Annotated in this window: 23 protein-coding genes; 11 read left to right on the top strand and 12 right to left on the bottom strand. The window is 59.0% G+C overall.

Annotated elements, in window-relative coordinates; all coding sequences use genetic code 11:
• The first annotated feature begins 678 nt into the window (after nt 1–678).
• Nucleotides 679–1488, top strand: a complete 810-nt coding sequence (locus QD357_RS09675) for a mechanosensitive ion channel family protein (RefSeq protein ID WP_183937881.1) — start codon at nt 679–681, stop codon at nt 1486–1488.
• A 126-nt stretch (nt 1489–1614) separates the two neighbouring features.
• Nucleotides 1615–1956: a DUF2934 domain-containing protein gene (locus QD357_RS09670; protein WP_414124171.1), complete on the top strand. Its 342-nt coding sequence runs from the start codon at nt 1615–1617 to the stop codon at nt 1954–1956.
• A 64-nt stretch (nt 1957–2020) separates the two neighbouring features.
• Here the strand turns inward: QD357_RS09670 and QD357_RS09665 are convergent, their stop codons facing one another.
• Entirely contained in the window at nt 2021–2299 is a 279-nt protein-coding gene (locus tag QD357_RS09665) for a hypothetical protein (RefSeq protein ID WP_183937877.1), read from the bottom strand.
• Between the two features lie 243 nt (nt 2300–2542).
• On the opposite strand from QD357_RS09665, the gene QD357_RS09660 reads away from it, so the two are divergent.
• The 3 genes from QD357_RS09660 (at nt 2543) to QD357_RS09650 (ending at nt 4154) form a co-directional block, all read left to right on the top strand.
• Complete coding sequence (locus QD357_RS09660) at nt 2543–3067, top strand: hypothetical protein (protein ID WP_183937875.1); 525 nt, start codon at nt 2543–2545, stop codon at nt 3065–3067.
• A gap of 167 nt (nt 3068–3234) precedes the next feature.
• On the top strand, nt 3235–3399 hold the full coding sequence (locus QD357_RS09655) for a DUF1328 domain-containing protein (protein ID WP_183937873.1): 165 nt from the start codon (nt 3235–3237) through the stop codon (nt 3397–3399).
• Between the two features lie 548 nt (nt 3400–3947).
• The gene (locus QD357_RS09650; RefSeq protein WP_183937871.1) at nt 3948–4154 is read left to right on the top strand and encodes a CsbD family protein; all 207 of its coding nucleotides are present in this window, start codon (nt 3948–3950) and stop codon (nt 4152–4154) included.
• Nucleotides 4155–4346: 192 nt separating this feature from the next.
• Here the strand turns inward: QD357_RS09650 and QD357_RS09645 are convergent, their stop codons facing one another.
• The 3 genes from QD357_RS09645 to QD357_RS09635 form a co-directional block, all read right to left on the bottom strand.
• A complete protein-coding gene (locus QD357_RS09645; RefSeq protein ID WP_183937869.1) occupies nt 4347–4610 on the bottom strand; it encodes a hypothetical protein in 264 nt (87 codons plus the stop codon).
• A gap of 37 nt (nt 4611–4647) precedes the next feature.
• Nucleotides 4648–5313 (bottom strand): acyl-homoserine-lactone synthase, encoded by a 666-nt coding sequence (locus QD357_RS09640; RefSeq protein WP_183937867.1) that lies wholly within the window; start codon nt 5311–5313, stop codon nt 4648–4650.
• A 78-nt stretch (nt 5314–5391) separates the two neighbouring features.
• Nucleotides 5392–6135: a LuxR family transcriptional regulator gene (locus QD357_RS09635; protein ID WP_183937865.1), complete on the bottom strand. Its 744-nt coding sequence runs from the start codon at nt 6133–6135 to the stop codon at nt 5392–5394.
• A gap of 124 nt (nt 6136–6259) precedes the next feature.
• On the opposite strand from QD357_RS09635, the gene QD357_RS09630 reads away from it, so the two are divergent.
• Nucleotides 6260–6469 (top strand): hypothetical protein, encoded by a 210-nt coding sequence (locus QD357_RS09630; protein WP_183937863.1) that lies wholly within the window; start codon nt 6260–6262, stop codon nt 6467–6469.
• 384 nt (nt 6470–6853) lie between these two features.
• Nucleotides 6854–7918, top strand: coding sequence for a class II fructose-bisphosphate aldolase (gene fba, locus QD357_RS09625; protein ID WP_414124170.1), 1065 nt, complete (start codon nt 6854–6856; stop codon nt 7916–7918).
• A 112-nt stretch (nt 7919–8030) separates the two neighbouring features.
• Here fba and QD357_RS09620 read toward each other — a convergent pair whose 3' ends face one another.
• Nucleotides 8031–8933 carry a LysR substrate-binding domain-containing protein gene (locus tag QD357_RS09620; RefSeq protein WP_183937859.1) on the bottom strand — a complete coding sequence of 301 codons (903 nt, stop codon included), beginning with the start codon at nt 8931–8933 and terminating at the stop codon, nt 8031–8033.
• A 130-nt stretch (nt 8934–9063) separates the two neighbouring features.
• On the opposite strand from QD357_RS09620, the gene QD357_RS09615 reads away from it, so the two are divergent.
• Entirely contained in the window at nt 9064–10200 is a 1137-nt protein-coding gene (locus QD357_RS09615; protein ID WP_183937857.1) for a TauD/TfdA family dioxygenase, read from the top strand.
• Nucleotides 10197–10958 (top strand): class II aldolase/adducin family protein, encoded by a 762-nt coding sequence (locus QD357_RS09610; protein WP_414124169.1) that lies wholly within the window; start codon nt 10197–10199, stop codon nt 10956–10958. The genes QD357_RS09615 and QD357_RS09610 overlap by 4 nt, the downstream gene beginning before the upstream one ends.
• 44 nt (nt 10959–11002) lie before the next feature.
• Here QD357_RS09610 and QD357_RS09605 read toward each other — a convergent pair whose 3' ends face one another.
• The 7 genes from QD357_RS09605 to QD357_RS09575 all read right to left on the bottom strand — a co-directional run bounded on the left by QD357_RS09605 (nt 11003) and on the right by QD357_RS09575 (nt 19726).
• Nucleotides 11003–12742, bottom strand: a complete 1740-nt coding sequence (locus tag QD357_RS09605) for a glycerol-3-phosphate dehydrogenase/oxidase (RefSeq protein ID WP_414124168.1) — start codon at nt 12740–12742, stop codon at nt 11003–11005.
• Nucleotides 12743–12765: 23 nt separating this feature from the next.
• Entirely contained in the window at nt 12766–14295 is a 1530-nt protein-coding gene (locus QD357_RS09600) for an FGGY-family carbohydrate kinase (RefSeq protein ID WP_183937851.1), read from the bottom strand.
• A 90-nt stretch (nt 14296–14385) separates the two neighbouring features.
• Nucleotides 14386–15228 (bottom strand): DeoR/GlpR family DNA-binding transcription regulator, encoded by an 843-nt coding sequence (locus QD357_RS09595; RefSeq protein WP_414124167.1) that lies wholly within the window; start codon nt 15226–15228, stop codon nt 14386–14388.
• Between the two features lie 172 nt (nt 15229–15400).
• Complete coding sequence (locus tag QD357_RS09590; protein WP_183937847.1) at nt 15401–16348, bottom strand: D-ribose ABC transporter substrate-binding protein; 948 nt, start codon at nt 16346–16348, stop codon at nt 15401–15403.
• A 113-nt stretch (nt 16349–16461) separates the two neighbouring features.
• A complete protein-coding gene (locus tag QD357_RS09585; protein WP_183937845.1) occupies nt 16462–17514 on the bottom strand; it encodes an ABC transporter permease in 1053 nt (350 codons plus the stop codon).
• 23 nt (nt 17515–17537) lie between these two features.
• Nucleotides 17538–19082, bottom strand: coding sequence for a sugar ABC transporter ATP-binding protein (locus QD357_RS09580; protein WP_183937843.1), 1545 nt, complete (start codon nt 19080–19082; stop codon nt 17538–17540).
• On the bottom strand, nt 19079–19726 hold the full coding sequence (locus QD357_RS09575; RefSeq protein WP_183937841.1) for a DUF2291 domain-containing protein: 648 nt from the start codon (nt 19724–19726) through the stop codon (nt 19079–19081). The genes QD357_RS09580 and QD357_RS09575 overlap by 4 nt, the downstream gene beginning before the upstream one ends.
• Before the next feature lie 864 nt (nt 19727–20590).
• Between QD357_RS09575 and QD357_RS09570 the strand changes: the two genes are divergently transcribed.
• Together QD357_RS09570 and QD357_RS09565 are read left to right on the top strand one after the other, a co-directional pair.
• Nucleotides 20591–22060 (top strand): FGGY family carbohydrate kinase, encoded by a 1470-nt coding sequence (locus tag QD357_RS09570; protein WP_414124166.1) that lies wholly within the window; start codon nt 20591–20593, stop codon nt 22058–22060.
• A 49-nt stretch (nt 22061–22109) separates the two neighbouring features.
• Nucleotides 22110–23621, top strand: coding sequence for a glycerol-3-phosphate dehydrogenase (locus QD357_RS09565; protein WP_414124165.1), 1512 nt, complete (start codon nt 22110–22112; stop codon nt 23619–23621).
• The last annotated feature ends 14 nt before the right edge of the window (nt 23622–23635 follow it).

The raw sequence follows: 23635 nt of genomic DNA, 5'->3' as shown, positions 1-23635 counted from the left end.
TCGTTGATCCACGCCTCGTCGGCCAAAGCCTTCCGCCTGCCGGCCATCCGGAAGCTGCCAGCCTATATTCCCCATAAAAATAGTAGATAAAAAGGAACGACCATCTTTCCTTGCAAGGAAAAGGGGAAATCTGTTCTCGAACAGCGTCACATTCGGGGGGTGTGCGATGCAGGGCTTCGGTGTTCGCGCCGCGCAGACTAGATCTATCCGCCGGATCACCCGATCGAACCGAAGGCGCTAATACATATTAGCGACTATTTGGATGCCCCGCCATGTGGCAAGTATTCAGTGGAATTCGGGGCGGTGCTGAGTCGAAGAATTTCGCGCAGCGGCAAAGCGGACAGATGATTGCTTTGCGGCGGACTGAATGAAGAGAACTCGCCGCTATCCGCCAGAGGGCAGCGAGTTCTTTTTCATATTCTGCATTGGTTGTGGAGCAGGCGTTGCTGGAACGGCGGCGCTTTTTTCGGATACGCCCGCCACTTGTCTCGCCACCCAGAGGGGGCGTGATGACGAAGAAGATCTCATCAGAACTCAACCAGGACATCGCCGCCCTCGATATCCATCCGGGCGCCACTTCCTCTCGGCAGAAACCGCAACCGCGCGGTTGAAAACGGGTTCAACGGACTATTTCAGACCAAATCATCGTTGCTACCGTCTTGGAAGGATGCTTTTTCAATGGAAAATCAGCCGGTCAACCTTATTCTTGCCGCGCGCGCCGCCTTCAGCCAAGCAGCGGCCCTGGCTGTACAATATAGCTTCTCCATCGCCGGCGCCGTCATTCTTCTCATCGTCGGCTGGATTCTGTCCGGAGTTTTCAGCCGGTGGGCCTATCAAGGTCTGTCGAGAATCCATGGGATCGACGAGACGCTTGCCCGCTTTTTCGAAAACGTCCTGCATTACAGTATTCTCATCTTTGTTTTTGTCGCCGTACTGGCGCAATTCGGCATTCAGACCGCGTCGATCGTTGCCGCTCTCGGCGCTGCAGGCTTGGCGATCGGCTTGGCGCTGCAAGGCACGCTTCAAAACATTGCAGCCGGTATCATGCTTCTGGTGCTCAGGCCGCTGCGTGTTGGTGAATATATCGAGACGACCAATGTCGAGGGACGCATTCTCGAAATAGGCTTGTTCGCGACTGTGATGAAGACAGCCGACGGCCTCTACCTGATGGCTCCGAATTCAACGCTGTGGAATACGCCGATCAAAAATCACAGCCGCGAGGTCAGCCGGCGCCAGCAATTGTCGGTCGCTGTCGGCAACGATGTCGATATCGACGTGGTGATGCAGGCGATACTCGAGCTCGTCAGATCGGACGAACGGGTGCGAAACGATCCACCCTCCCGCGTCTATTCGGACGATCTCACCGCCGACAAGACGGTATTGATGATCGAATACTGGGCGAAAACGAGGGAATGGTCGGAGACGCGCCATGCCGTGATCGACCGGCTGAGACGAGGCCTTGCAGACAAGGGCATCATGCTCAAGTAAAGCACCGAGCGTTGCATCAGCCGACGACGTGCCGTGTTAGGAATTTTGTGGCGAATGAACAAAAGGCGGGCCGGTCAAGGAACATACTCTCCCCACGTCGATTGATAGGCGAAAAGGAGATGACCGATGGCAGATGACAGACCGACCAATTCGCCAGCAGCCGATGAATCACAAACGGCGGAAGCACCAACAAGAGATCTCGAAAAGGAAATCAGAGAGCGGGCCTACTCCATATGGGAAAACGAAGGCAGACCAGAAGGTCGACACCTCGAGCATTGGGAACGTGCAGAAAAACAGATCAATGGTGAGTTTCATCTCKATAAGACCGAGATCGAGGGCGACGACGTGCCAAAATTGGATGCGCCAAGGGAAGCAGCCGCCGAACATACGGACGCATTTCTGGTAAAAGGCGATCTTGAAGACGCGAACGAACGGACCGCTGCGCCAGGTACGCGGGAACAGCCTTAAAGCGACACCGCCGCAATCATCTTTAGCTCGACCGCAGCTTCATGGCTCTTTGAGCGCGAGCATTTCAGGATGATTTGCCGACCGCTTCTGCATATTCGGCAAATGTCCTGGCTCTCCCCAGGCTCGACTCCTCGTTGGCGAGCAGCAGCAGACGAATGGGAAAGAGCATGGCCTTTCGATTGGCTTCCGATAGGCCGCGGGCCTCGCCGTTGACGCCTTGCTGTGCACGTTCCAACGCCTGCTGCATATCGCTGCGAGAAACGATGCCGCTGTCGACGAGAAGGGCATTGATTGAAGCGACTGCGGTGAGAAGACCTTCAAGTTGGAGATTGGCAGTGTTCAAGGTTCGACTCCTTCGCCGATGAATTCCACTGGAGCAACGACGTCGTTTAACGCGACGCCTCCGTCGGTGAATTGCATGATCTCCCTTCGATGAGAGATGGCTATAACGATAGACTATTCATGTAGTTCCGGCCACCAGCAGTTCCTGCCGCAGCAGCCATTCGCCGGTTATCGATGGCATTGCCACGATGATGACCGATTTGCGTGTTGTTCCCTTCTCCTCCGGCAATGGGACCGCTTACAAATGGAATGGATCAATCGTTACATCGATCAGCCGCTGCTCGATGGCGCAGCCAATTGGCTTCGAGCGTGGCATGTTTATTCTGGTCAGCCTCCAGAGCGGCTCGAGCCGACCTGGCACCTTGCCGTGCTCCTGTTTCTTCTGATTGCCGCTGAACATTTTCTTCACGGCTCCGGGCTCCTCCTCAGCATTTCAGCTCTCATCATGCTGGCGCTTCCCTCCCTTTGGAAGCTCCTTTTTTCGATGAGAAAAACCGATACGTATGGCCGGCGGGAATATGCGCGCCTTAGGACACATGCCTTCGCGAGACGAGAAGCGGAATGGTCGGTGAGAATGACCGTCTTGTTCATGTCCGCCAGTCTGCCCTTTTTCGCCGGCGCCGGCGACTCCGTGGGCGCGTATTTCTTGTTCGGAGCAAATATTTGGTTCGTTCTGACCGCGCCTGTCAAATTCTACCTTCAGGCAGCGGAACCACCAGAGCCCAATGAGGGCGACAGATCATTCCAGCACGCGCTGAATTTTGGATAGCCAATGAACGGTTGCCGTCGGCCCTGTTCATCGCCGGCATCTATGTGCGTCACCTGAACGATCGATACCTTGACCAAGCCGAAAGGTCAGCTTGGCCCGGGCATGACGTTTCGGAACCAATACCGAAGCGCTCCGTTATCTCCTACATCAATCGAAAGGAGAGCACGATGCTTTACTATGCTCTGGTGTTTTTTGTTGTGGCGCTGATTGCCGGCATTCTCGGATTCGGAGGCATCGCAGGCGCCTCTGCTTCGATAGCACAGTTTCTATTCTTCATCTTCTTGGTCTTGTTTATCGTCTCGCTGGTTATGCGGGTCGTGCGGAGACCATAAGACCAAGAAAGAAGCGGCCACGTCATGGCTCGGCTAGGGAACTACGCCTTTTGTATAGGGTGTAGTTCTTTAGCGGAGCTTTCTAAAACTCACTGGAACTTCCCCACATCATATCGGTTTGGACGCAGGTGGCAGGGGGGCGCCACCGGGTGTCGCATGAACCAAGCAGCGATGCCCTGGCCCGTCGCGTGCTTGCCCAGCACCGCGGCGGGCCTAAAGATTGGCGGACGAGAAGCCATTCGATGATCGCTTCGTGCGAAGAGGTTCACTCTCACAAAAAAGAAAAAGCCCTATCCGCTCAGGGATAGGGCAAAAGATAGTCCAGCAGTCGGGCGCGGGCACGTCCGACGGTTGATTTAAAGCATATTTTTATGACAACTTCTATACGTTATTTGACCCATACCAATCGGGTGCGGCACACTCGTCGGATTTTCGTAAGTCTGTCTAACCGGTCATTTTCGCCGTTTACAGCAGGTCTCCCTACCGAACAAAGATAGCCAAGCTGCGTTATCTTCCCATAACGCAACCAAGATAGCGAGGCGGAAATTATGGATTGGAACAGAGTCGAAGGAAACTGGAAACAGGTTAAAGGCAAGGTCAAGGAGCAGTGGGGTAAGCTCACCGATGACGACCTCGATCAAATCGACGGTCGCCTGGATCAGCTCGAAGGCAAACTCCAGGAACGCTATGGTTTGCAAAGAGATCGCGCACGGCGCGACATTGACTCCTGGTATAATCGACAGACCTGGCACTAACAGGTCGCATTCAGCAATTGCCCCGCTTCTGCGGGGCTTCTTTCGATCTCAAACACCGAGTTCGAATGCTGGATCGGGTTGACGCAGACGCCGATCGACCGAATGGAAGTTCATGGATATCCCGGCGCTAGAGGATCTTATCCGCTTCCAGGTAGTCCCGCCTGAAAGCGGAGGACGCTCTAGCTCGGTTATTCACGAATGGGGTAGAACAAGCAGGTTCTCTCTGCCGTTCCTCATCGCGATCCGCGCTTTCTCGCGAACGAGCCCTCCCAGGTCGATATCGGGATCTCGTTCCGGGTCCAGACCATCCCAGTCCAGTGCCACCTGCAGCAATGCCATATTCGTCAGGTGGACTAGGTTGCGAAGCTGCAGTGCTTCGGCTGCATCCTTCGCCGAGGAAATCAGTCTGAACATTCTGACAAATTCACGCACTCTCAGACTATCGTCGCTGGGCATGGGCGCCTCCTAATTCGAAACACGAAGGTCACGTTGCTCACGCCGCCATCTCCAACAGTCGTGTGGTAACGGATCGTATTGGCTTGGGGCGAACGTAAAGCGGAGCCGAGACGTTCAGCATGCGCCGCATATTCGCCAGGACACGCTGCGAGACCTCGAAAGCACCACAGCAAACAGGATATTTCCCATATCCGTCGCAGCGGCCAAGTTCGTCGACTTCAGCACCCGCCCGCTTGTACACCCGCTTAAGATAGGGTTCGTAGTTGGAAATCATCGTGTGGATGCCGTGGTCGAGGGCGCATTCGCAAAGTGCGAGCAACAACAGACTGAATGCCCGGCCGGCATCGATGTCGGGAAACTCGCTTGCGATCGCGGCCTCGTCGATGCACATGCGGGTTCCTTCCCAGATCCCCGGCGCAACGAGGTCGGTTGCGGCCGGAAACGTCTCTCTGAAGACATCGTAGAGAAGTGTCGGTCCCGTCGTCGGCATGAGCCTTATCCCGCCGTAGAACCGCACACGCCGCTCATCGCACCAAACAAGATAGGCGGGGCCGAGAGCATCGTAGCTATCGCGTTCGTAGGGGCCGATGACGGTTACGTCCCAGCCAAGCGTATCCGCAAAGATCGTCTTACGAAGGCGGAACATCTGATCGAGGATGTTCGCGTATTTATGATATTCATGAGCTTGAATAACTATGAACATTTTCGCCTCCAACAGTTGCTGTCGTAAGGCAAGAATGAGCCTGAAAGCCAGGGTCGGAAATCCCGCAAATGGAGCCCCTCATTTGAGGGGATTTGTGAGCGGTGTAATGATGCGAAGCTGGACGGCTTTGGTCGTGGCGGCCGAGAGCGTGGCGCAGCCCAGCTTGAACCGCGCCGTCTTCAGATAGTCGCGCGTCGTATGCTCGGAAATGTCGAGAATCAGCGCGATGTCCTTGTAGTCCTTGCCAAGCGCTGTCCAATGCAGGCACTCGATTTCCCTCGGGCTCAAGGATGGCACCGGATCATGTTCGCCATAGAGTTCCAGCACAGCTTTGGTATGGATGAGATGCGCAAGTTCTGTCCACGCCTCTTGAGAACTCGTGACCAGTTCCTGCCATTCATCGGCCGGCAAAGCTGAATTGATGGAAAGCAACGACCGGCGCCTGGCCTTGTCGACGACGGGAATGGAGTAACCGTTGCCGCCAAGGCCATGTTTCTGCGCGTCGACCAATAGCGCGTAGGCCTCTGGCGTCGGCTCGACCTCGCTCCAGTCGAACGGAAGTTGACGGAGAAAACCTTCCCTGACGACCGGATCAATCCTAACATAACCGTGCAGGAGATATCGGGAAACCCAGGCATCGGGATAGGTGGTACGAACAAACGGTGCGTCGATCGTATCCATAATTGTCTGCGCGAGATGGTAGGTCACGTAGTCGACGTGATATGCCGCCTGCAGAGACCGAATGGCGGTGTCCACATTGGGCGCCGCTTTGATCTCATTGAAGGCGTGCTCGAATCTTGGGTTGTCGGAGGTTCCCCGCATGACGCATCACCTACCTTTGATACCATCCTACCGCGAGATTGCTTCCACAAACAAGGGCATCCCCACATATGAGGGGAATGACGTTCGCAAAGGCGCCCGTATATCCTCACGTTAGGAGAGCGAGATGGGCCAAGCCGACGAAGCTGAGGAGGCGGTGAGCCAAGCCGCCAGTGGATTGAAAATGAGCTGGCACGATATGGCCGGCTCGGAAGCGTTGATACGGGCTCTGATCGCCGAACGAAACCAAAGGACAAGCGAAGCGCTGTTTTGGGTTCGGGTCTATCGTGCTCTATCCCCCGAGACGATCGATCCCATCCCCTCTTTTTTCCGATAGAACCGCTGTCCCGCCGGGATCTGCGCGATCAGCAGCGCCGCCTGCCCAGGGGCTGGCGCAACCTTTCCGACATCCACCCTCCCTCGCAAGTTTGCGCTTTCCATCATTCCGCCGTCCGCTTTCAATGTAAACGACCGAATTCGCCGCGATTTCTCACGAACACGACGCAAAACGTCACAAACCATGTGATCTTGTTAGTTTATGCTGTTATGAATTTTGATGGGATGTTATGGGCTTTCCATGACGTTTTCGGGAGGTTTCTGTCATCTTTGATCCACGCATCCGGCTACGACCTGTAGCCACCCTCCGGTGCAATCGAAATGACATCCCCATAAGTATCAAAATGATCGCAGTCGCTCGCAATGCTAAAGGGAGAGAGCTTGAATGGCACGCATCACGTTGAGACAGTTGCTCGATGACGCAGCAGAACATGGCTATGGCGTCCCCGCTTTTAATATCAACAACATGGAACAGGCGCTCGCCATCATGGAGGCGGCCGATGCCGTCAACGCACCCGTCATCATGCAGGCATCGCGCGGTGCCAGAGCCTATGCCAACGACATCATGCTGAAACACATGATGGATGCCGTCGCCGAGATCTATCCTCACATCCCGCTTTGCGTCCATCTGGATCATGGCAACGATCCGTCCAGTTGCATGACCGCCATTCAGGCCGGTTTCACGTCGGTGATGATGGACGGCTCCCTGAAGGCCGACGCCAAGACGCCGGCCGATTGGGACTATAACGTCGGTGTAACGAAGACCGTCACCGATATGGCCCACCTTGGCGGCATCTCGGTGGAAGGAGAGCTCGGCGTGCTCGGCTCGCTGGAGACCGGCATGGGCGAAGCAGAGGACGGCCATGGCGCCGAAGGCAAGCTCTCGCATGACCAGCTTCTCACCAACCCGGACGAGGCGGTCAAATTCGTGCGGGAAACGAGGGTCGATGCCTTGGCGATCGCCATGGGCACCTCGCACGGCGCCTACAAGTTCTCCCGCAAGCCCGACGGCAAAGTGCTGGCGATGAATGTGATCGAAGAGATCCACCGCAAATTGCCAAATACACATCTGGTGATGCACGGCTCTTCTTCAGTTCCGGAAGAACTGCAGGAGATCATCAACAAGTACGGCGGCCAGATGAAGCCCACTTGGKGCGTGCCGGTCGAAGAAATCCAACGCGGCATCAAGAACGGTGTGCGCAAGATCAACATCGACACCGATGGCCGCATGGCGATGACCGGCCAGATTCGCCGCGTGTTGCAGGAAGACCCGAGCGAATTCGACCCGCGCAAGTACATGAAGCCCGCCATGGCCGCGCTKACGAAGCTTTGTAGGGAGCGGTTCGAGCAGTTTGGGACGGCAGGTCATGCGACGCGCATCCAGCCGCTATCGGTCTCGGAAATGGCAAAGCGCTACAAGTCCGGCGCGCTCGATCCGGTCTTTTCGTAAAGCCAACGCCGGGCGACAATCCGGCTTCGGCAAGAACGCGAACTATCTGTCCGCAGCGCCTTCGCAGAGGTTTTGCGGACAGTGTTTTTGTGCGTCTGCGGAAGGCCGCCGCTCAGCTCAAAGTGGTCGCGCCGTTTCCGTGACCGATGATCCACTCCGTCAGAAGCCGCACCGCCGCCCTGCGCTGCGGCACCGCGGGAGAAACGAGGAAGAAGGCTTCCTTGGGATGATAGGCAGTTGCGCCAAACACGACGAGCCTCCCCTCGCGAACGAGATCTCCCGCATTCGATTCCCATCCGAGCAGAACGCCCTGCCCCGACAAGGCCGCCTGCGTCGCCTGGACATAATTGGTGAAATAACGGCCGAGCGCGCGGTTTTCCGGCAATCCGTTGAGGCTGAGATAATCCTTCCAGGTCAGCCAGCTATCATCGTCGCTTCTAACATGCAGCAAGGTCGCGGCCGACAGGCCACCTTCGGCCTCGATCCGTTCAGCAACGACCGGACTGCAGACGGGAACGACCCTTTCGTCAAAGAGCTTGACGCTTAGACCGTCCTTCCAATCGCCCGTGCCGTATCGGATGACGAGATCCACCCCAGGCTGGAACTCCGGCGCGCCGGCTGTTGTCAGCACGTTCACGGCAATGTTCTGGTGCTCACTGTAAAAATCTGCAAGCCGCGGCATGAGCCAGTAAGTCGCCGTGCCGACGCTGCAGGCAACAGTGACGGATTGCTCGGCGGCATTCTGAAGCGACCGTATCTGTACGAAAGCCTCCGCAATGCGCCCAAGCCCCTCCGAAACGCCTGCCTGCAGGATCCTTCCGGCTTCCGTGAGCGTTGCTGGGCGCTTGCTGCGATCAAGCAGGCGTGTGCCGACATAATCTTCCAGGGCCTTGAGCGCCTGGCTCACGGCCGGTTGCGTGACATTCAGCTCCGACGCAGCTTTCTGGGCGCCGCCTGTCCGCAGCACGATCTCGAAGACCGTCAGCAATCGGAGGGGTGGCAGGCGAGTTTCCAATATAATCTCTGAGTTATGTTATCTGCATTTTTTTCCATCTTCAGATTAGCGACTACCCGCTCTATTGTCCATAAACAACGGCTTTTGGGGATGAAAGCCGATTATTAACATAAGGAGGCAGGAGGGTAAGATGGACACGGGCCTTTTGGAGACGTCACCGGTGAAACTGGGCGATAAGGGCCTGCATCTCGGCCTGGCAGGTGGGGCGGCAAGCTACTTCAACTATTACTGGCTGCGGGACAATTGCCCGACATCCTTCGACAGCCAGACCCGCGAGCGCGTGTTCGACATCTTCCATCTGGACAGCGCGCCCGCACCGGAGCAGGCCGCGGTGGTCGACGATGCGCTGGAGATCGTCTGGAAAGGTGACGGACACAAGAGCCGTTATCCGCTGAGTCTGCTGGAGCAATATAGCGGCGGCAAGCCCCGGCACGATCCCGCGGACCTTCCGCGACGGCCATGGTATTCGGATCACTATGCCGCCATTGCCAGATTCTCGCAGCCGGAGCTTCTGGCCAACCAGTCGACCGTCGCCAAATGGTTGGAGGCATTGATCGTCGAGGGCGTCGCGATCGTGACGGACATGCCCGACAGCAACGAGGGACTGACAGAACTGGTGCGCCTGATGGGACATATGCGCCCGACATTCTTCGGCGATTATTTCGACGTCCGCACGCATATCAAACCGACAAACCTTGCCTATACGGCAAAGGCTCTGGAACTGCATACCGACACGCCTGCGGAGGAAATGGCTCCGGGCATGCAATTCCTGCATTGCCGGGCCAATAGCGTCGAAGGTGGCAGGAACCTCTTCCTCGACGGCGCCGCCGTCGCCAACGATCTGAAGACGGAGTTTCCCGAGGACTTCAAGCTCCTGACGGAAACGGAAATCCCCTATTATTGCGAACATGACACCTACGATGTCCGCTCTCGGCAGAGGGTCATCGAACTGGACGAGCACGGCGAGGTATCGGGAGTCACCATCAGCCAGCACATGGCCGATATATTCGACCTGCCGCAGACTTTTCTGGATCGGTATTATCCGGCCTTCTGCCGTTTCGGCCGCATGCTGCAGTCCGACAAATATCTCATGCGTTTCACGCTCAAAGCCACGGAATGCATCGTCTTTGACAATCACCGCATCGTGCATGGGCGGGCAGCCTATTCGGCAACCAGCGGCGACCGCTATCTGCGCGGCTGCTACGCCGATCGCGGCGAGATGCGCAGCACCTATCGCGCGCTGACATCGGAAGGACGGTTCAAATGAACGAACGAAACTCCCTCACCGATATTGCCGGTCACGATCTCGCGCAATTGCGGATCGATCTGGCGGCCGCCTTTCGTCTCTGCGTCGAATTCGGCTGGAGCGAGTCCGTCGGCAACCACTTCAGCGCGGCCGTATCGGCGGATGGCAAACAGTTCCTGATGAACCCGAAATGGAAACACTTCGGGGCGATCCGGGCAAGCGATCTCTTGTTGCTCGATGCGGATGATCGGACGGTTATGAATCGTGATAATGCGCCAGACCCATCTGCATGGACTGTTCATGGCACAATCCACCGAGAATGCCCCGAAGTCCGTGTGCTGCTCCATTGCCATCCGCCCTATGCGACGGCGCTTTCCACGCTCAAGGACCCGTCAATGAAACCGATCGACAACAATACGGCGCGCTTTTTCGGCACGCTTGGCATCGATCTCGGTTTCGGAGGGATCGCCGACGATGCCGAGGAAGGCGCAAGACTGGCCCGGTCTCTCGGCAGCAACAAGACCCTGATGATGGGCAACCATGGTGTGACCTGCACCGGCGATACCGTCGCGGAAGCGTTCGAGGATCTCTATTTCTTCGAAAAGGCTGCGAAAACCCTGATGCTGGCCTATTCCAGCGGCCAGGCATTGAACATCCTGTCAGACGATGTCGCCCGCAAGACCGCGGAAGGCTGGCATGCCTATAAGGGCATGGCATTCGCACATTTCGATTACCTCAAATMGACGCTCGACCGGAAGGATGCGTCCTACAGGGAGTAGGGCGCGAAATTCCATCATGGCGCGCGCGAAGAGGCCGGATTGGTTTATATCCGTGCTTCCGCCGGCTGCTGGCCGGACGTATCGGTCAGCCGGCGGCCATGGAACTTCGCCAGCGAATTCACCACATCGTCGATCTCGGCTTGCAATCTTTGCCCGCTCCATCCGAATGCGCCGGCGGCGATCGTGCCGACCGCGCGCAGCCCCTCCATCGTCAGCGCGCCCTCGATGGCCAGCGTGGTGCGGCGGAAGACAATGTCAGACAGATGCACGACAAGCTCGCGGCGCGCGATCCAGTCGATTTCGAGAAAGCTGTAATGCGAAGCGCCGGGAAGCCGCTCGGCGTCGCTATAGGCAGAACCATGCTCAAGGATTGCCGAGGCCGTGGTGCCGTAGCGGGCCAGAAGCGCGCCGACCCGCTTCGGATCGATACCGGTCCTGGCGGCAACCGTGCGCACCCATTCCTTCCTTGCACCGGGATTGGCAGGAAAATCCTTGCCGCCGCCGATTGCAAGCTGCTGGGTGGAAACGCGTCGTGTCCGCTTGAAACGGCTGAGCACGGTATCGGCGACTTCTTCGGCAAAGCCGCGGAAGGTGGTCCACTTTCCGCCCACAAGCGAGATGATCGCGAACGGGCGTCCTGCCTGCGGCTCCAGCACCGGGGCGGAATGGTCACGGCTGATCAGCCCAGGCGACGACGCATCCGAAGCTGGCAGCGGGCGGATGCCGCTATAGGTATAGACGACCTGCTTCTCATCGAACTGCAGCCCTGGCAGCAGCGACCTCAAGCTTTCTAGGAAATAATCGAGCTCCGGCTCCTCGCAGCGCACATTGTCCGGATCGGCGCTTGGAATATCGGTGGAGCCGACAAGGGCAAGACCGAGATAGCCATAGACCAGGCAAATGCGGCCGTCGTCGGCTTCGAAATAGATCATATGGCCGTTCAGGCTACGCACCAGCTCCGGATGGTCGAGCAGGATGTGCGAGCCTTTTGTGCCGCCGATCAGATGCGAGGACGCGCCGAGCGTTTCGTTGACACGATCGATCCAGGGGCCGGCAGCGTTGATCACAAGCTTCGGCCTGACGGAGAACGCGCTGTCGTCCGGTCGGCGGAAGGTGAGCGTCCCGTTCGGTGACGAGATCAGCGTCGTGGAATTGGCGGCGAGCGCATTACCGTTGGCCTCCAGCCCATCCTTCACGAGCTCATAGACGAGCCGCTCCGGCCTGCTGATCTTGGCGTCGTAATAAATGCCGCCGGCGACGATTTTCGGCGTGACATGCGGCATCTCCTTCAGCGCCCGACCCTTGAAGACGAACCTGTGGCGGGGCATGACGCGGCCGCGCGACCCGAAGAAATCATAGAGCGCGAGCCCGATCTTGATGAGGACCGCGCCGCGGCTCCTCGGCGCGGTGGTCGAGCCGGTGAGCGTGCGCAACGCCGCCCATATGCCGCGGGTCCAGGAAAAGATCGGAACGAAGGTCGGCAGCGCCTCGACGCAATGCGGCGCATTCCTCAAGAGCAGATTGCGTTCAAGCGTCGACTGCGCGACCAATCCGAATTCGCCGGTCTCCAGATATTTCAATCCGCCATGAATGAGCCGCGACGGGGCGGCACTGGTGCCGGAACCAAAATCGGACTTGTCGACGATGAGGCAGTCGATGCCCTGGATTGCAAGATCGCGAAACAGTCCGGCGCCGTTCACGCCCGCCCCGAGGATGACGACATCGATGTCGCCATCCTGCAGTCTCGAAAAGCGTTGGTCCAGATCGGCGGCGGTATCGGTCATGACGTCATGGTCCTGCTGAAACTCTAGTTTGCGGCATCCGCCGGCACGAGGCCGCCGATCTTCGGCCAGAGCGGCGCCATGGCCTCGGCGATCTCCTTGAAAAGATCGTAGCGCACGCGATAGTCGGCGCTGCGGCCCGCATCGGGATAACAAGTCCTGGCAATCGCGCCGACATTGCGCGGATCGTTCTGCGGGCCGTCATAAAGCCCGACACCCGCGCCGGCGCAGAGGGCCGCTCCCCACGCTGCCGCCTCGTCAGTTTCCGTCACCGTCACCGGCATTCCAAGAACATCGGCGAACATCTGGACGACCCTCGGATTGCGGGAAATGCCGCCCGCAAGCCTTGCCTCCCCGAAGGCGAAACGGTCACTCAGCGCATCGACGTGGATTTTGTGGTTGAAGGCGATTCCCTCCAGCACGGCCCGGAGCATGTCGCCGCGATCATGCCAGCCGCCGAGACCGAAGAAGCCGGCGCTTGCCGAGGCGCCATAGGGTGAGCCGAACAGATAGGGGTGGAAAAGCGCCGTCGAGGAGCGGCCGAACGCCGCCTCTATCTCGGGTGCCAGCAATGCATGGATCGATCCGCCAGACGCTTCGCAGCCTGCGCGTTCGCTGGCGCAAAGCCGGTCGAGAAACCAGTCGTAATTCGCCGTCGAAGCCGGGGAGATCGACATGTTGTTCCATTGACCGGGCGCAATGGCATTGCGGCAGAACCAGCGCCTGTCGACGCGTGGCTCGGAGGAAAGGGTTTCGTTGATCGAATATGTGCCGGCGATCACCGCAACCACGCCGGAGGCGTAACCGCCCGCGCCGAGCGCCGATGCGGTGACATCGTGCAGACCGGCGACGACAGGCGTTCCCTCGGCAAGCCCCGTGCGCGCCGCTGCGGCTCGCGTTACATGACCGACGATCTCGTCCGAACGCGAAGCTGGCGGCAAGGCATCGGCCAACGCTTCCAGTCCGAAAAGCCCGAGTGCGTCCAGCGAATATTCCTGGCTTCGGACATTGGTAAAGGAGGTACTTGCTTCCGTCCTATCCGTACCGATCACCTCGGTCAGGCAGAAGCACAGCCAGTCTTTGCAGCTCATGATATGGCCGATCTCCGCAAAACGGGCCGGCTCCTTCTCCTTGATCCAGGCAAGCAGTGCCGACGGTGCCGAGACATGCGGCAACTGCCCGGTAAGCTCTATCGCTTCATCAGCAATCGGACTTTCCAGCCAGCGATCGACGACAGCTCCCGCCCGGCTGTCGAGCGACAGGATCGCATGCCCCAACGGCTTGCAGGCGCGATCGAGCATATAGATGCCGTCGCCATGAGCGGTTGCCGCGATCGCCTGGATATCGGAGGCGGGACGTTTGCTGAGACTGATCGCCTCGGCGATTGCATCCGCCGTCGCCGTCCAGAGCTCATCCATATCGCGTTCGATATGCCGGGCCTTCGGTATGAACTGTGTGACGCGCCGGCGCGCCACGGCAATCGGCGTTCCGTCGATGTCGAAGATGACGGCTTTCGTGACCGTCAGACCGCTGTCAATTCCGAGCAGACTCGGCATGCTTATGACTCCGGATGGTGGAAAGGCCGCACGCATGATCCGGTCTACGAACAGACGGGCCGCTTTTGGGCCTTTCTGCCATCGCCACCCTCATGACCGGCCCCCATCGCCCTTGGCGATGACGACATTGATATCTTTGGACCGCATGCGGTCGATGTGGATGGCAGGCGTCTTGTCATCGACGACCACGGCATCAAACTCGCTCAGTGCCGCGAAGCTGTGCAACGCACGCCGCTCGAATTTCGTGTGATCGGCAAGCAGGATGCGCTTGACGGCGCAGTCAAACATCGCCCGTTTCGTATCGACTATTTCCGGCGACTGGTGGAAAGCGATGTCGTCGGTGATTGCCGACATCGAAATGAAAGCGATATCGGCCCGCAACCGGGTGATTTCGTTGATCGTCATGCGGCCCATGAAGGCATTGCACCAACTATAATACTGGCCGCCAAGCGCCAGAAGCGTCACGTCATGCATTCCCTTGAGCGTATTCATCAAGGTCAGCGAGTTGGTGATGGCCGTCAGCGGGACCTTGGCGGAGAGATGGGTTGCCATCTGCAGCACGGTCGTCGAGTCATCGAAGAAAATCGCCTGACCCGGCTCGACAAACTGCATCGCCGCGGCCGCAATCGCTTTCTTTTCAGCCGCCTGCCGGTTTGAACGATAGACATCGCTCGATTCAATGAGACTGGTCGCGGCGGCAGTGACGATGCCGCGCGTCTTGCGGAAAAGACCGCGGCTTACGAGTTCGTCGACATCCCGATGAGCGGTMATCAGGCTGATGCCGAATCTCTCGGTGAGATCCTCGATACGCATGGAACCTTCCGTCATCACGGCCTCGGCAATCATCTGCCGGCGAACGAGCTGGCGGGTGTGCCGGCTGTCGCTTGGCAATTCGTCCAAAAGGGATGCTCCCAGGCTTGTCTTCTGTGTCACTTTGGCCCCTGCCGCTGAATCTCGTCGATGTCGGTTTCGTACAGCGAATGCAGTGCGAAGGCAAAAAGAGGAGATGGAACAACCCTTTGCATTGCGCATGTCTTGGCTGCCCCCGGCGAACCGCCGGCGGCCGGATGAGGGAGACGCCGCTGCCGGCGTCCCCCTGTCGTCGTCACTGCGACAGAACGAACGGAGCCGTGTACTTGTCGACGTTGTCCTTGGTGATCAGGATGCAATCGAAAAGCTGCTTCTCGCTCTTGGCGCCGGTCTTACCCGTCTTGATGACGCTGTCAGCCTGCTTGACAGCTTCCGCAGAGAAGGTCGCAACCGGCTGCAGCACGGTGTACTGCAGTTCGCCAGCCTTGATCGCGGCCACCGCATCCGGCGAACCGTCGAAACCGCCGACCTTGATCTTGGCAAGCTTGCCGGCTTCCTTCAGCGCGGCGATCGCGCCGAGCGCCATTTCGTCGTTACCGGAAATGACGCCGACAATGTCGGGATTGGCCTGCAGCATGGATTGCATCTTGTCATGGCCCTGGGTGCGATCCCAGTTGGCGACTTCCTTCGCGACCTTCTGCAGGTCCGGATACTGCGTCAGCACCGTTTCGTAACCATTGGAGCGGGTTGCGGCATTGTTGTCAGACGGAGCGCCGAGCAGTTCGGCATACTTGCCCTTGTCACCGACGCTTTCGACCCATTGCTGGGCGCCAAGTGCTGCACCCTGCGCATTGTTGGAGACGAGCTGAGCCTTGGCGAGACCTTCCTGGTTGATTTCAGCGTTGACCAGCAAGACCGGAATGCCGGCAGCCACAGCCTTCTTCACCGCGCCGACCGAGCCGTCGGCATTGGCCGGGTCGAGGATGATGGCGACGGATTTGTTGGTGATTGCCGTGTCGATCAAATTGCTTTCAGTATTGGTGTCGCCTTTGTGGGCACTGACGGTTGCCGTATAGCCCAGCTTTTCGGCCGTCGCTTTTGCGACATTGCCTTCCGTCAGCCAGTAAGGGTTGGCCGGATCGTTGACGATGATCGTCATCTGACCAGCGGCCCATGCCGCTCCAGTCAAAAGCGGCGCCACCGCGACTGCCGTAATAACAATGCGCAAGCCTTTTTTAAACATTGGTCTCTCTCCCATTTGATGAGCTCGGATTGTGCCGGCGAGCCGGCGGTGCTTTCCGCAATCGGCGGCTGTTCGAAGCAGCCCGCCGTCGTGGACAAGTTCTGTCGCGATCGTCAGCCCGATTTGGTCCGACGCCCGTATTGGATGCTGTTCATGAGGACCGCGAGCACGATGACTGCGCCAGTAAAGACGGTTTGCCAGTAGGCGGACACGCCGATGATGACGAGACCGTCCGACAGGAAGCCGATGACGAAGGCGCCGAGCATCGTGCCGCGAACGGTGCCCCGACCACCGGTCAGCGCCGCGCCGCCGATCACTACGGCTGCGATTGCGGTCAATTCATAGGTCGTGCCTGCTGTCGGACCGGCCGAGGTGAGCTGCGACGACAGAACGAGGCCGGAGATCGCGGCGCAGACGCCGGAAAGAACGTAGACGATGATCTTCACCCGCTTGACCGGCACGCCAGACAGATCGGCTGCACGCTCATTGCCGCCGGAGGCATAGAGCCAGCGACCGAAAGCGGTGCGGCTCAGCACGATGCCGCAAATGATGGCCAGCGCCGCCAACACGATGACGCCGATCGGAATGCCTGCCAGGCGGTTGAAGCCGAGCCAGTCAAAGCCAGTATTGCCGAGTTCCGGACGGCCGCCGAGATTGTTGTAGGTCAGGCCGTTGGTCATCAGCAGCGCGACGCCGCGCGCTACGTAGAGAACACCGAGCGACGCCACGAAGGCCGGTACCCGCAAATAAGCAATCAGCACGCCGTTTACCGCGCCCACCAACGCGCCGAGCGCGCATGTGATCACGACAACAGCCCAGACCGGCGGATAGAGGATGACACCGAGGCTCGACAGCGTGACGCCTTGCATCAGGAAACCGGCGATGCAGCCGGCAAGGCCGAGCGTGGAGCCGACGGAAAGGTCGATGCCGCCATTCAGAATCACGAGCAGCATGCCGATCGCCAGAATGCCGAAGATCGCGACATGCGAGGCCATGATCAGGAAGTTGTTGAGCGTGAAATAGTAGGGCGACAGAAAGGAAAAGACTGCGATGATGACGATCAGCGCGAAGAACGCGCGGCCCTCGAGGATCAACCGGATGGGATTGGTGTTCCGCTTCTGCCCGTTCGCAACCGCTTTCTTTCCTGTGACATTCGTGACTGACATAATCAGCGCTCCATAATTGCCGGCTAGTGCGCGACCACTGCTTCGCCTGAGGCGGCCATGATTTTTTCTTTGGTGACGTCGGGACCGAATTCGGCGGATATCCTGCCTCGATGCATGACGATGATGCGGTGTGCGATGCTCAGGCATTCGCCGACCTCCGAGGTCGAATAGATCACCGCCAGGCCCTGCTTGGCGCGTTCGGCCAAAAGCTTGAACACTTCCGCTTTCGCGCCGACATCGATGCCGCGGCTCGGTTCGTCGAGCAGCATGACCTTGGGTTCGGTCGCCAGCATCTTGCCGATCACGACCTTCTGCTGGTTGCCGCCCGAGAGAGAGCCGATCGCCGCCTCGCCACCATCCGTCTTGATATGAACCTTGCGGATCGAGTTGTTCACCAGCTCCCGCTCGCGCCCACCGGAGGTGAGCAACCCCTTGGTGAATGCGGCGATGCTGGCGAGCGAAAGGTTGGAGCCGACTGTCATTGTTTGGACGAGGCCGTCGCGCTGGCGATCTTCAGGCACCAGCACCAGGCCGTTGGCGATGCGTCCGGCGATGTTGAGATTGCCGACATCGCGGCCCTCAAGCAGAACCCTGCCGCCACTTGATCGAAGACGTCCGGCGACGCATTCGAGCAGTTCGGTGCGCCCTGCGCCCATCAAACCATATATGCAGATGATCTCGCCGGCACGGACCTGCAGCGAAAGACGATCCACTGCGTTATAGGCGGCGCCGGACGGTCCGGGGACGGTCAAATCCTCAAGCGCCAGCGCGACCTCGCCGATCTCATGGCCGGTCGGCGGACTGCCGAGATCGAAGTTCTCGCCAACCATGTTGCGGACGATCCATTCGAGATCGATGTCCTTACGCTCGGCATAAGCCGTCATGTTGCCATCGCGCAGCACGACGGCATGGTGGGTAATCTGCAGCGCCTCTTCGAGATGGTGCGAGATATAGACGATGGAGACGCCGCGGCTTGTCAGGTCACGAATGACCTTGAAGAGAACCTCCACCTCGCTGGCGCTAAGCGCCGAAGTGGGCTCATCCATGATGAGAATACGCGAATTGACCGACAGAGCGCGGGCGATTTCAACGATCTGCTGCTGGCCGAGGCGCAGATCCTCGACGGGAGTGAGCGGATCGATCTCCTCCTCGAGTTCCGCCATCAAGGCCCGCGTCTGGCGTTCCTCCTCGGCAAAGTCCACGCCGCCGCTCTTGATGATCTCGCGGCCCATGAAAATATTGTCGCGGACATTGAGATTGGGAGCGAGGCTCAGTTCCTGATGGATGATCGAGATGCCACATTCGCGGGCATGGGTGGAGGAAGAAAACGAGACCGGCTGGCCGTCGAGGACGATCTCGCCGGAGCTTGGTTGGACGACGCCGGAGAGGATCTTCATCAGCGTCGATTTGCCCGCTCCGTTCTCGCCGAACAGGGTGGTCACCTGGCCACGATGAATGTCGAAATTGACACCCTTCAGGGCATGGACGCTGCCATAGGATTTCGTGACGTGGCGGGCAGCAAGAACGACCTCGCCGCGTACGCCCTCATTTTGCAGCGCCGCACTCATTTGACTTCGACTTTCACCGGCGTGACGAGCCAGTTTTTCGGATTGATGAGCTTGAAGACGCCGACGACCGTTCCTGTCTTGCCGGAGAGATTTTCAACATCKAGACCGGCGAGCACGGCCTTTTTCATCTCGTTGTTGATTGCCGAACCGGCATCCTGATACTCGATCTGGTTGGTGAACTGACCGAACTCGATAGTGCCCGTAGCGTCGCGCAGGTCCGTGCCGTTGACGGCCGGCCCCGTCTGGACGCGCACGACKACGTCGGCCGGCAATCCATCCACCTTGATCTCGTTGTAGTTGGCCTTTCGGGCGCCAAACACGCCCGTCAGCGAAACCGGCATGACCGGGCCAGTGCTCGTAGCAACACCATATTTGTCGCCGGCCGCCTTCTTGTCCGACGCGATCGCATTGGCAAGATCGACGGCGCCGACGGCGCGTTGCTCGACATTTGCTTGCACCTTCGGGAACTCCTGGACGCCGTAAGCCTCCGGCGAAAACGCCTGCTCGCGCACATCGTCTTCGGAGCCGATCTTGACGATGGTCGTATCGAAGCCGATCGCCGCGATGACGATCACTGCCGCCGCCACGCTCGCCCACAATGTGAATTTCGGCTTGGAGGCCGCGTTTTGAATTTGTGCACTCATATTCGAAAGACCTTCGGCGCTATCGGCCGGATTGCCCTGCTGGCAGGAAAACGGAAAAAGCGAACGACTTTCGCTGGCAAACGATGGTCATCGAAGCCGCTGTCGGCTTGCCCGGATGGAACGACATAGGCCTCGCCCATCGACACGACGGCATCGCCATGAAGCCCAACCGTATACCGAAACGAAATAGCTCATCGAAGTTCCTCCTCGGTTGCCAGCGCTTGTCTCCCCCCAATCGCCTGGCCTCGTAAACAACGGCATGCGACGTCAGTTACGATATAAGAATGTTATTAACATCACCAAGCATGTTATAATTTTCCGAATGTGTCAACTGCACTCTGGCACCCTCGGCAACTTCCTCTCATGTTCCCCGTAGAACAAACTGCAGCAGCCGACATATTTGTCATTGCCGCCAGCGCCTTGGCGCTCGAAACATTAAATTCAGCATTTCCGAATGAATTCTCTTAGAAAATATCGTTAAATATCAAAAATATATGACGCGATTCCACCATGCGCTTCGATTGGCAKGATTTTKGGCTGCAAACGCTACGTGTCCAAGCCACACGGCGTTCACCCACGCGGAATCCACGTACCTTCGAGCGATCGCAACAATTGACACGACCTATTTTATATGAAAAAAATTACATTGCTAGAAAATTATTACKATCGATATGAGATTTCTATGTTATAATCTGATTGCGATTTGTAGCGTGAGAATGCGGCTTATCAAGATCGCGCCGTGGGAGCAGTTTTCGGCATGGACCGTGAAGATCTCAGGTCGGGCGATTGGGGAGGAGCAAGGAATGGAGTTCACACAAGGACTGGCCGCTGAGGCGGATCTCGGTGCGTGGGAGCTATCGCCCAATGCCTAGCAACGACCCGATCATTATCGGAATTGATGCGGGGACATCCGTTATCAAGGCCGTCGCCTTCGAACTTTCAGGCCGGCAGATCGCCGCCGCCTCGGCTCGCAATCAATATACGATGGGGGATGATGGTTCCGCTACGCAGCCGCTTGACCGCACGTGGTCGGACTGCGTCAGCGCCCTGCGCGGGCTCGTCGAAAAGGTCAACGACCTTGCCGCGCGCACCGCCGCCATCGGCGTCACCGGTCAGGGCGACGGCACCTGGCTCGTCGGCTCCGGCAATGTCCCCGTCGGCGATGCCTGGCTTTGGCTCGATGCAAGGGCCGCTTCGACGGTCAGCCGCCTGAACGGCCATCCCTACAATCGCGCCCGCTTCGAGGCAACCGGCACAGGGCTCAACACCTGCCAACAAGGCCCGCAGCTCGCGCATATGGACCGCTATATGCCGGAGCTTCTGGATCGAGCCGAGACGGCCCTTCATTGCAAGGATTGGCTCTACCTCAATCTCACCGGCGTCCGCGCAACCGATCCGTCCGAGGCAAGCTTCACCTTCGGCAATTTCCGCACGCGCCAGTACGATTCGTCGGGGGGGGCAGAAGGCGAGACGGGACTTGGGGCGGGCACGCCGGTCTGTCTCGGCTACGTCGATATGGTCATGACGGCACTCGGCGCCGGAGTGCGAACCGCAGGCCAGAACGCCGCCTGCTCGACGATCGGTTCGACGGGCGTGCACATGCGCGCCAAGGCGGTCTCCGACGTCCAGCTCAATGCCGAGGGCACCGGCTATGTGATCGCCCTACCGATCCCCGGCATCGTCACCCAGGTTCAGACCAATATGGGCGCGACGATCAATATCGACTGGATTCTGCAGATCGCCGCCGACCTGATGTCGGAGGCGGGCAAGCCCGTTGCCGCCTCGGACCTCATTTCCCGGATCGACACATGGTTCGCTGAAAGCCGCCCCGGCTCCATTCTCTATCACCCCTATGTTTCTGAGGCGGGAGAACGCGGACCCTTCGTCAACGCCCACGCGCGCGCCGGTTTTACCGGGCTCTCCATCCGCCACGGCTTCCCAGACCTGGTTCGCGCCGTGGTCGAAGGCCTCGGCATGGCGACGCGCGATTGCTACGCGGCGATGGGCGATATGCCGCTTGAGCTGCGAATGACCGGCGGAGCCGCGCGAAGCCGCGCGCTACGGCAATCGCTCTCGGCCGCCATCAGCGCGCCGGTCCGGATTTCCGAACGCCAGGAGGCGGGAGCTGCCGGTGTTGCCATGATGGCCGCGGTCGCAATCGGCGCCTATGCGACCATGGACGACTGCATTGCCGAATGGGTCACCCCGCTGCTCGGCGAAGCCGAAGCGCCCGATGCGGAACAGGCGCGCCGCTACGATCGATTGTTCCCAGCCTATCTGGACGTGCGGCAGGCGATCGCACCCGCATGGGACAAGCTCGCGACGCAGCCATAGGGGCAAGAGAGATGATTTTTGATGCGCACGGCATCCGAAGGAGCATGAAATGACTGAATCCGAAATCCTCGATCTCTTCGTGATCGGAGGCGGCATCAACGGCGCCGGCATCGCCCGGGACGCAGCCGGTCGGGGTCTCTCCGTCATGCTCTGCGAAAAGGATGATCTGGCCGAAGGCACGTCGTCCMGATCCGGGAAGCTCGTCCACGGCGGTCTGCGCTATCTTGAATATTATGAATTCCGCCTGGTGCGCGAAGCCCTGATCGAGCGCGAAGTGCTGCTGAATTCCGCAAGTCACATCATCTGGCCAATGCGTTTCGTGCTGCCGCACAGCCCGACGGATCGCCCCGCTTGGCTCGTCCGCCTCGGCCTCTTCCTCTACGACCATCTGGGTGGCCGCAAGCGATTGCCCGGCACCCGCTCCCTCGATCTCAGCCGGGATCCGGAAGGCACGCCGATCGTCGATCAATATACCAGGGGCTTCGAATATTCCGATTGCTGGGTCGACGATGCGCGGCTCGTGTTGCTGAACGCCCTCGATGCCGCTGAGAAGGGTGCCAAGATCCTGACGCGCACCGCCTGCATCAGCGCCCGGCGCGACAATGGCAGTTGGCTCGTCCAGATGCGCGACCAGCGTTCCGGCGACCTCCGCACGGTGCGGGCACGCGCTCTTGTGAACGCCGCAGGCCCCTGGGTCAACGATATCATCGGCCGTGTCGCCGGCTCCAACAGCCACCGCAAGGTCCGGCTCGTGAAGGGCAGCCATATCATCGTCCCGAAATTCTGGAGCGGTCAGCATGCCTATCTGGTCCAGAACCATGACCGGCGCGTGATCTTCATCAACCCCTATGAAGGCGACATGGCCCTGATCGGCACCACCGATATTCCCTACGAGGGCAAGCCGGAAGAGGTGAAAGCCGACGAGCAGGAGATGGACTATCTGATCGCCGCCGTGAACCGCTATTTCAAGGAGAAATTGCGCCGTTCCGACGTGATCTCAAGCTTCTCCGGCGTTCGGCCACTGTTCGACGACGGTCAGGGCAATCCTTCCGCCGTGACGCGCGACTATGTCTTCGACCTCGACGAAACCGGCGGCGCACCGATGCTCAATGTTTTCGGCGGCAAKATCACGACGTTCCGCAAGCTGTCCGAACACGCCCTGCAGAGGCTCGCCAAATTCTTCCCCAAGATGGGCAGCGACTGGACCCGTGCTGCGACATTGCCCGGCGGCGACATTCCGAATGCCGATTATGCCAGCTTCACCGACACACTGCGCGAGGCCTATCCCTGGATGCCGCGCGCGCTCGTGAACCACTACGGGCACCTATATGGCGCGCGGACCAGGAACATCGTAGGCGAAGCGGCCTCGCTTGCCGGCCTCGGACGCCATTTCGGCGGCAACCTCTATGAGAAAGAGGTCCGCTACCTCGTTGCCTACGAATGGGCGCAGACCGTGGACGACGTTCTCCTGAGACGCACCAAGGAAGGCCTGCATATGACCGCCAAGGAGAAAGCGGATTTCTCGGCTTGGTTCGAGAGCGAACTGGCTTTGGCCGCCTGAGATATCCGCGCATC

It is taken from the genome of Rhizobium sp. BR 317, from assembly GCF_047445835.1.
Lineage (GTDB): Bacteria > Pseudomonadota > Alphaproteobacteria > Rhizobiales > Rhizobiaceae > Rhizobium > Rhizobium paranaense.
This window is presented reverse-complemented; position numbering and strand designations above follow the sequence as displayed.

Bases quoted from the DNA above. Each gene is read 5' to 3' on its own strand.
- QD357_RS09640 (WP_183937867.1), bottom strand. From the start codon at position 5,313: ATGTTCATAGTTATTCAAGCTCATGAATATCATAAATACGCGAACATC.
- QD357_RS09635 (WP_183937865.1), bottom strand. From the start codon at position 6,135: ATGCGGGGAACCTCCGACAACCCAAGATTCGAGCACGCCTTCAATGAG.
- QD357_RS09645 (WP_183937869.1), bottom strand. From the start codon at position 4,610: ATGCCCAGCGACGATAGTCTGAGAGTGCGTGAATTTGTCAGAATGTTC.
- QD357_RS09650 (WP_183937871.1), top strand. From the start codon at position 3,948: ATGGATTGGAACAGAGTCGAAGGAAACTGGAAACAGGTTAAAGGCAAG.
- QD357_RS09655 (WP_183937873.1), top strand. From the start codon at position 3,235: ATGCTTTACTATGCTCTGGTGTTTTTTGTTGTGGCGCTGATTGCCGGC.
- QD357_RS09615 (WP_183937857.1), top strand. From the start codon at position 9,064: ATGGACACGGGCCTTTTGGAGACGTCACCGGTGAAACTGGGCGATAAG.
- QD357_RS09585 (WP_183937845.1), bottom strand. From the start codon at position 17,514: ATGTCAGTCACGAATGTCACAGGAAAGAAAGCGGTTGCGAACGGGCAG.
- QD357_RS09600 (WP_183937851.1), bottom strand. From the start codon at position 14,295: ATGCCGAGTCTGCTCGGAATTGACAGCGGTCTGACGGTCACGAAAGCC.
- QD357_RS09590 (WP_183937847.1), bottom strand. From the start codon at position 16,348: ATGTTTAAAAAAGGCTTGCGCATTGTTATTACGGCAGTCGCGGTGGCG.
- QD357_RS09605 (WP_414124168.1), bottom strand. From the start codon at position 12,742: ATGACCGATACCGCCGCCGATCTGGACCAACGCTTTTCGAGACTGCAG.
- QD357_RS09580 (WP_183937843.1), bottom strand. From the start codon at position 19,082: ATGAGTGCGGCGCTGCAAAATGAGGGCGTACGCGGCGAGGTCGTTCTT.
- QD357_RS09660 (WP_183937875.1), top strand. From the start codon at position 2,543: ATGGAATGGATCAATCGTTACATCGATCAGCCGCTGCTCGATGGCGCA.
- QD357_RS09570 (WP_414124166.1), top strand. From the start codon at position 20,591: ATGCCTAGCAACGACCCGATCATTATCGGAATTGATGCGGGGACATCC.
- QD357_RS09630 (WP_183937863.1), top strand. From the start codon at position 6,260: ATGGGCCAAGCCGACGAAGCTGAGGAGGCGGTGAGCCAAGCCGCCAGT.
- QD357_RS09675 (WP_183937881.1), top strand. From the start codon at position 679: ATGGAAAATCAGCCGGTCAACCTTATTCTTGCCGCGCGCGCCGCCTTC.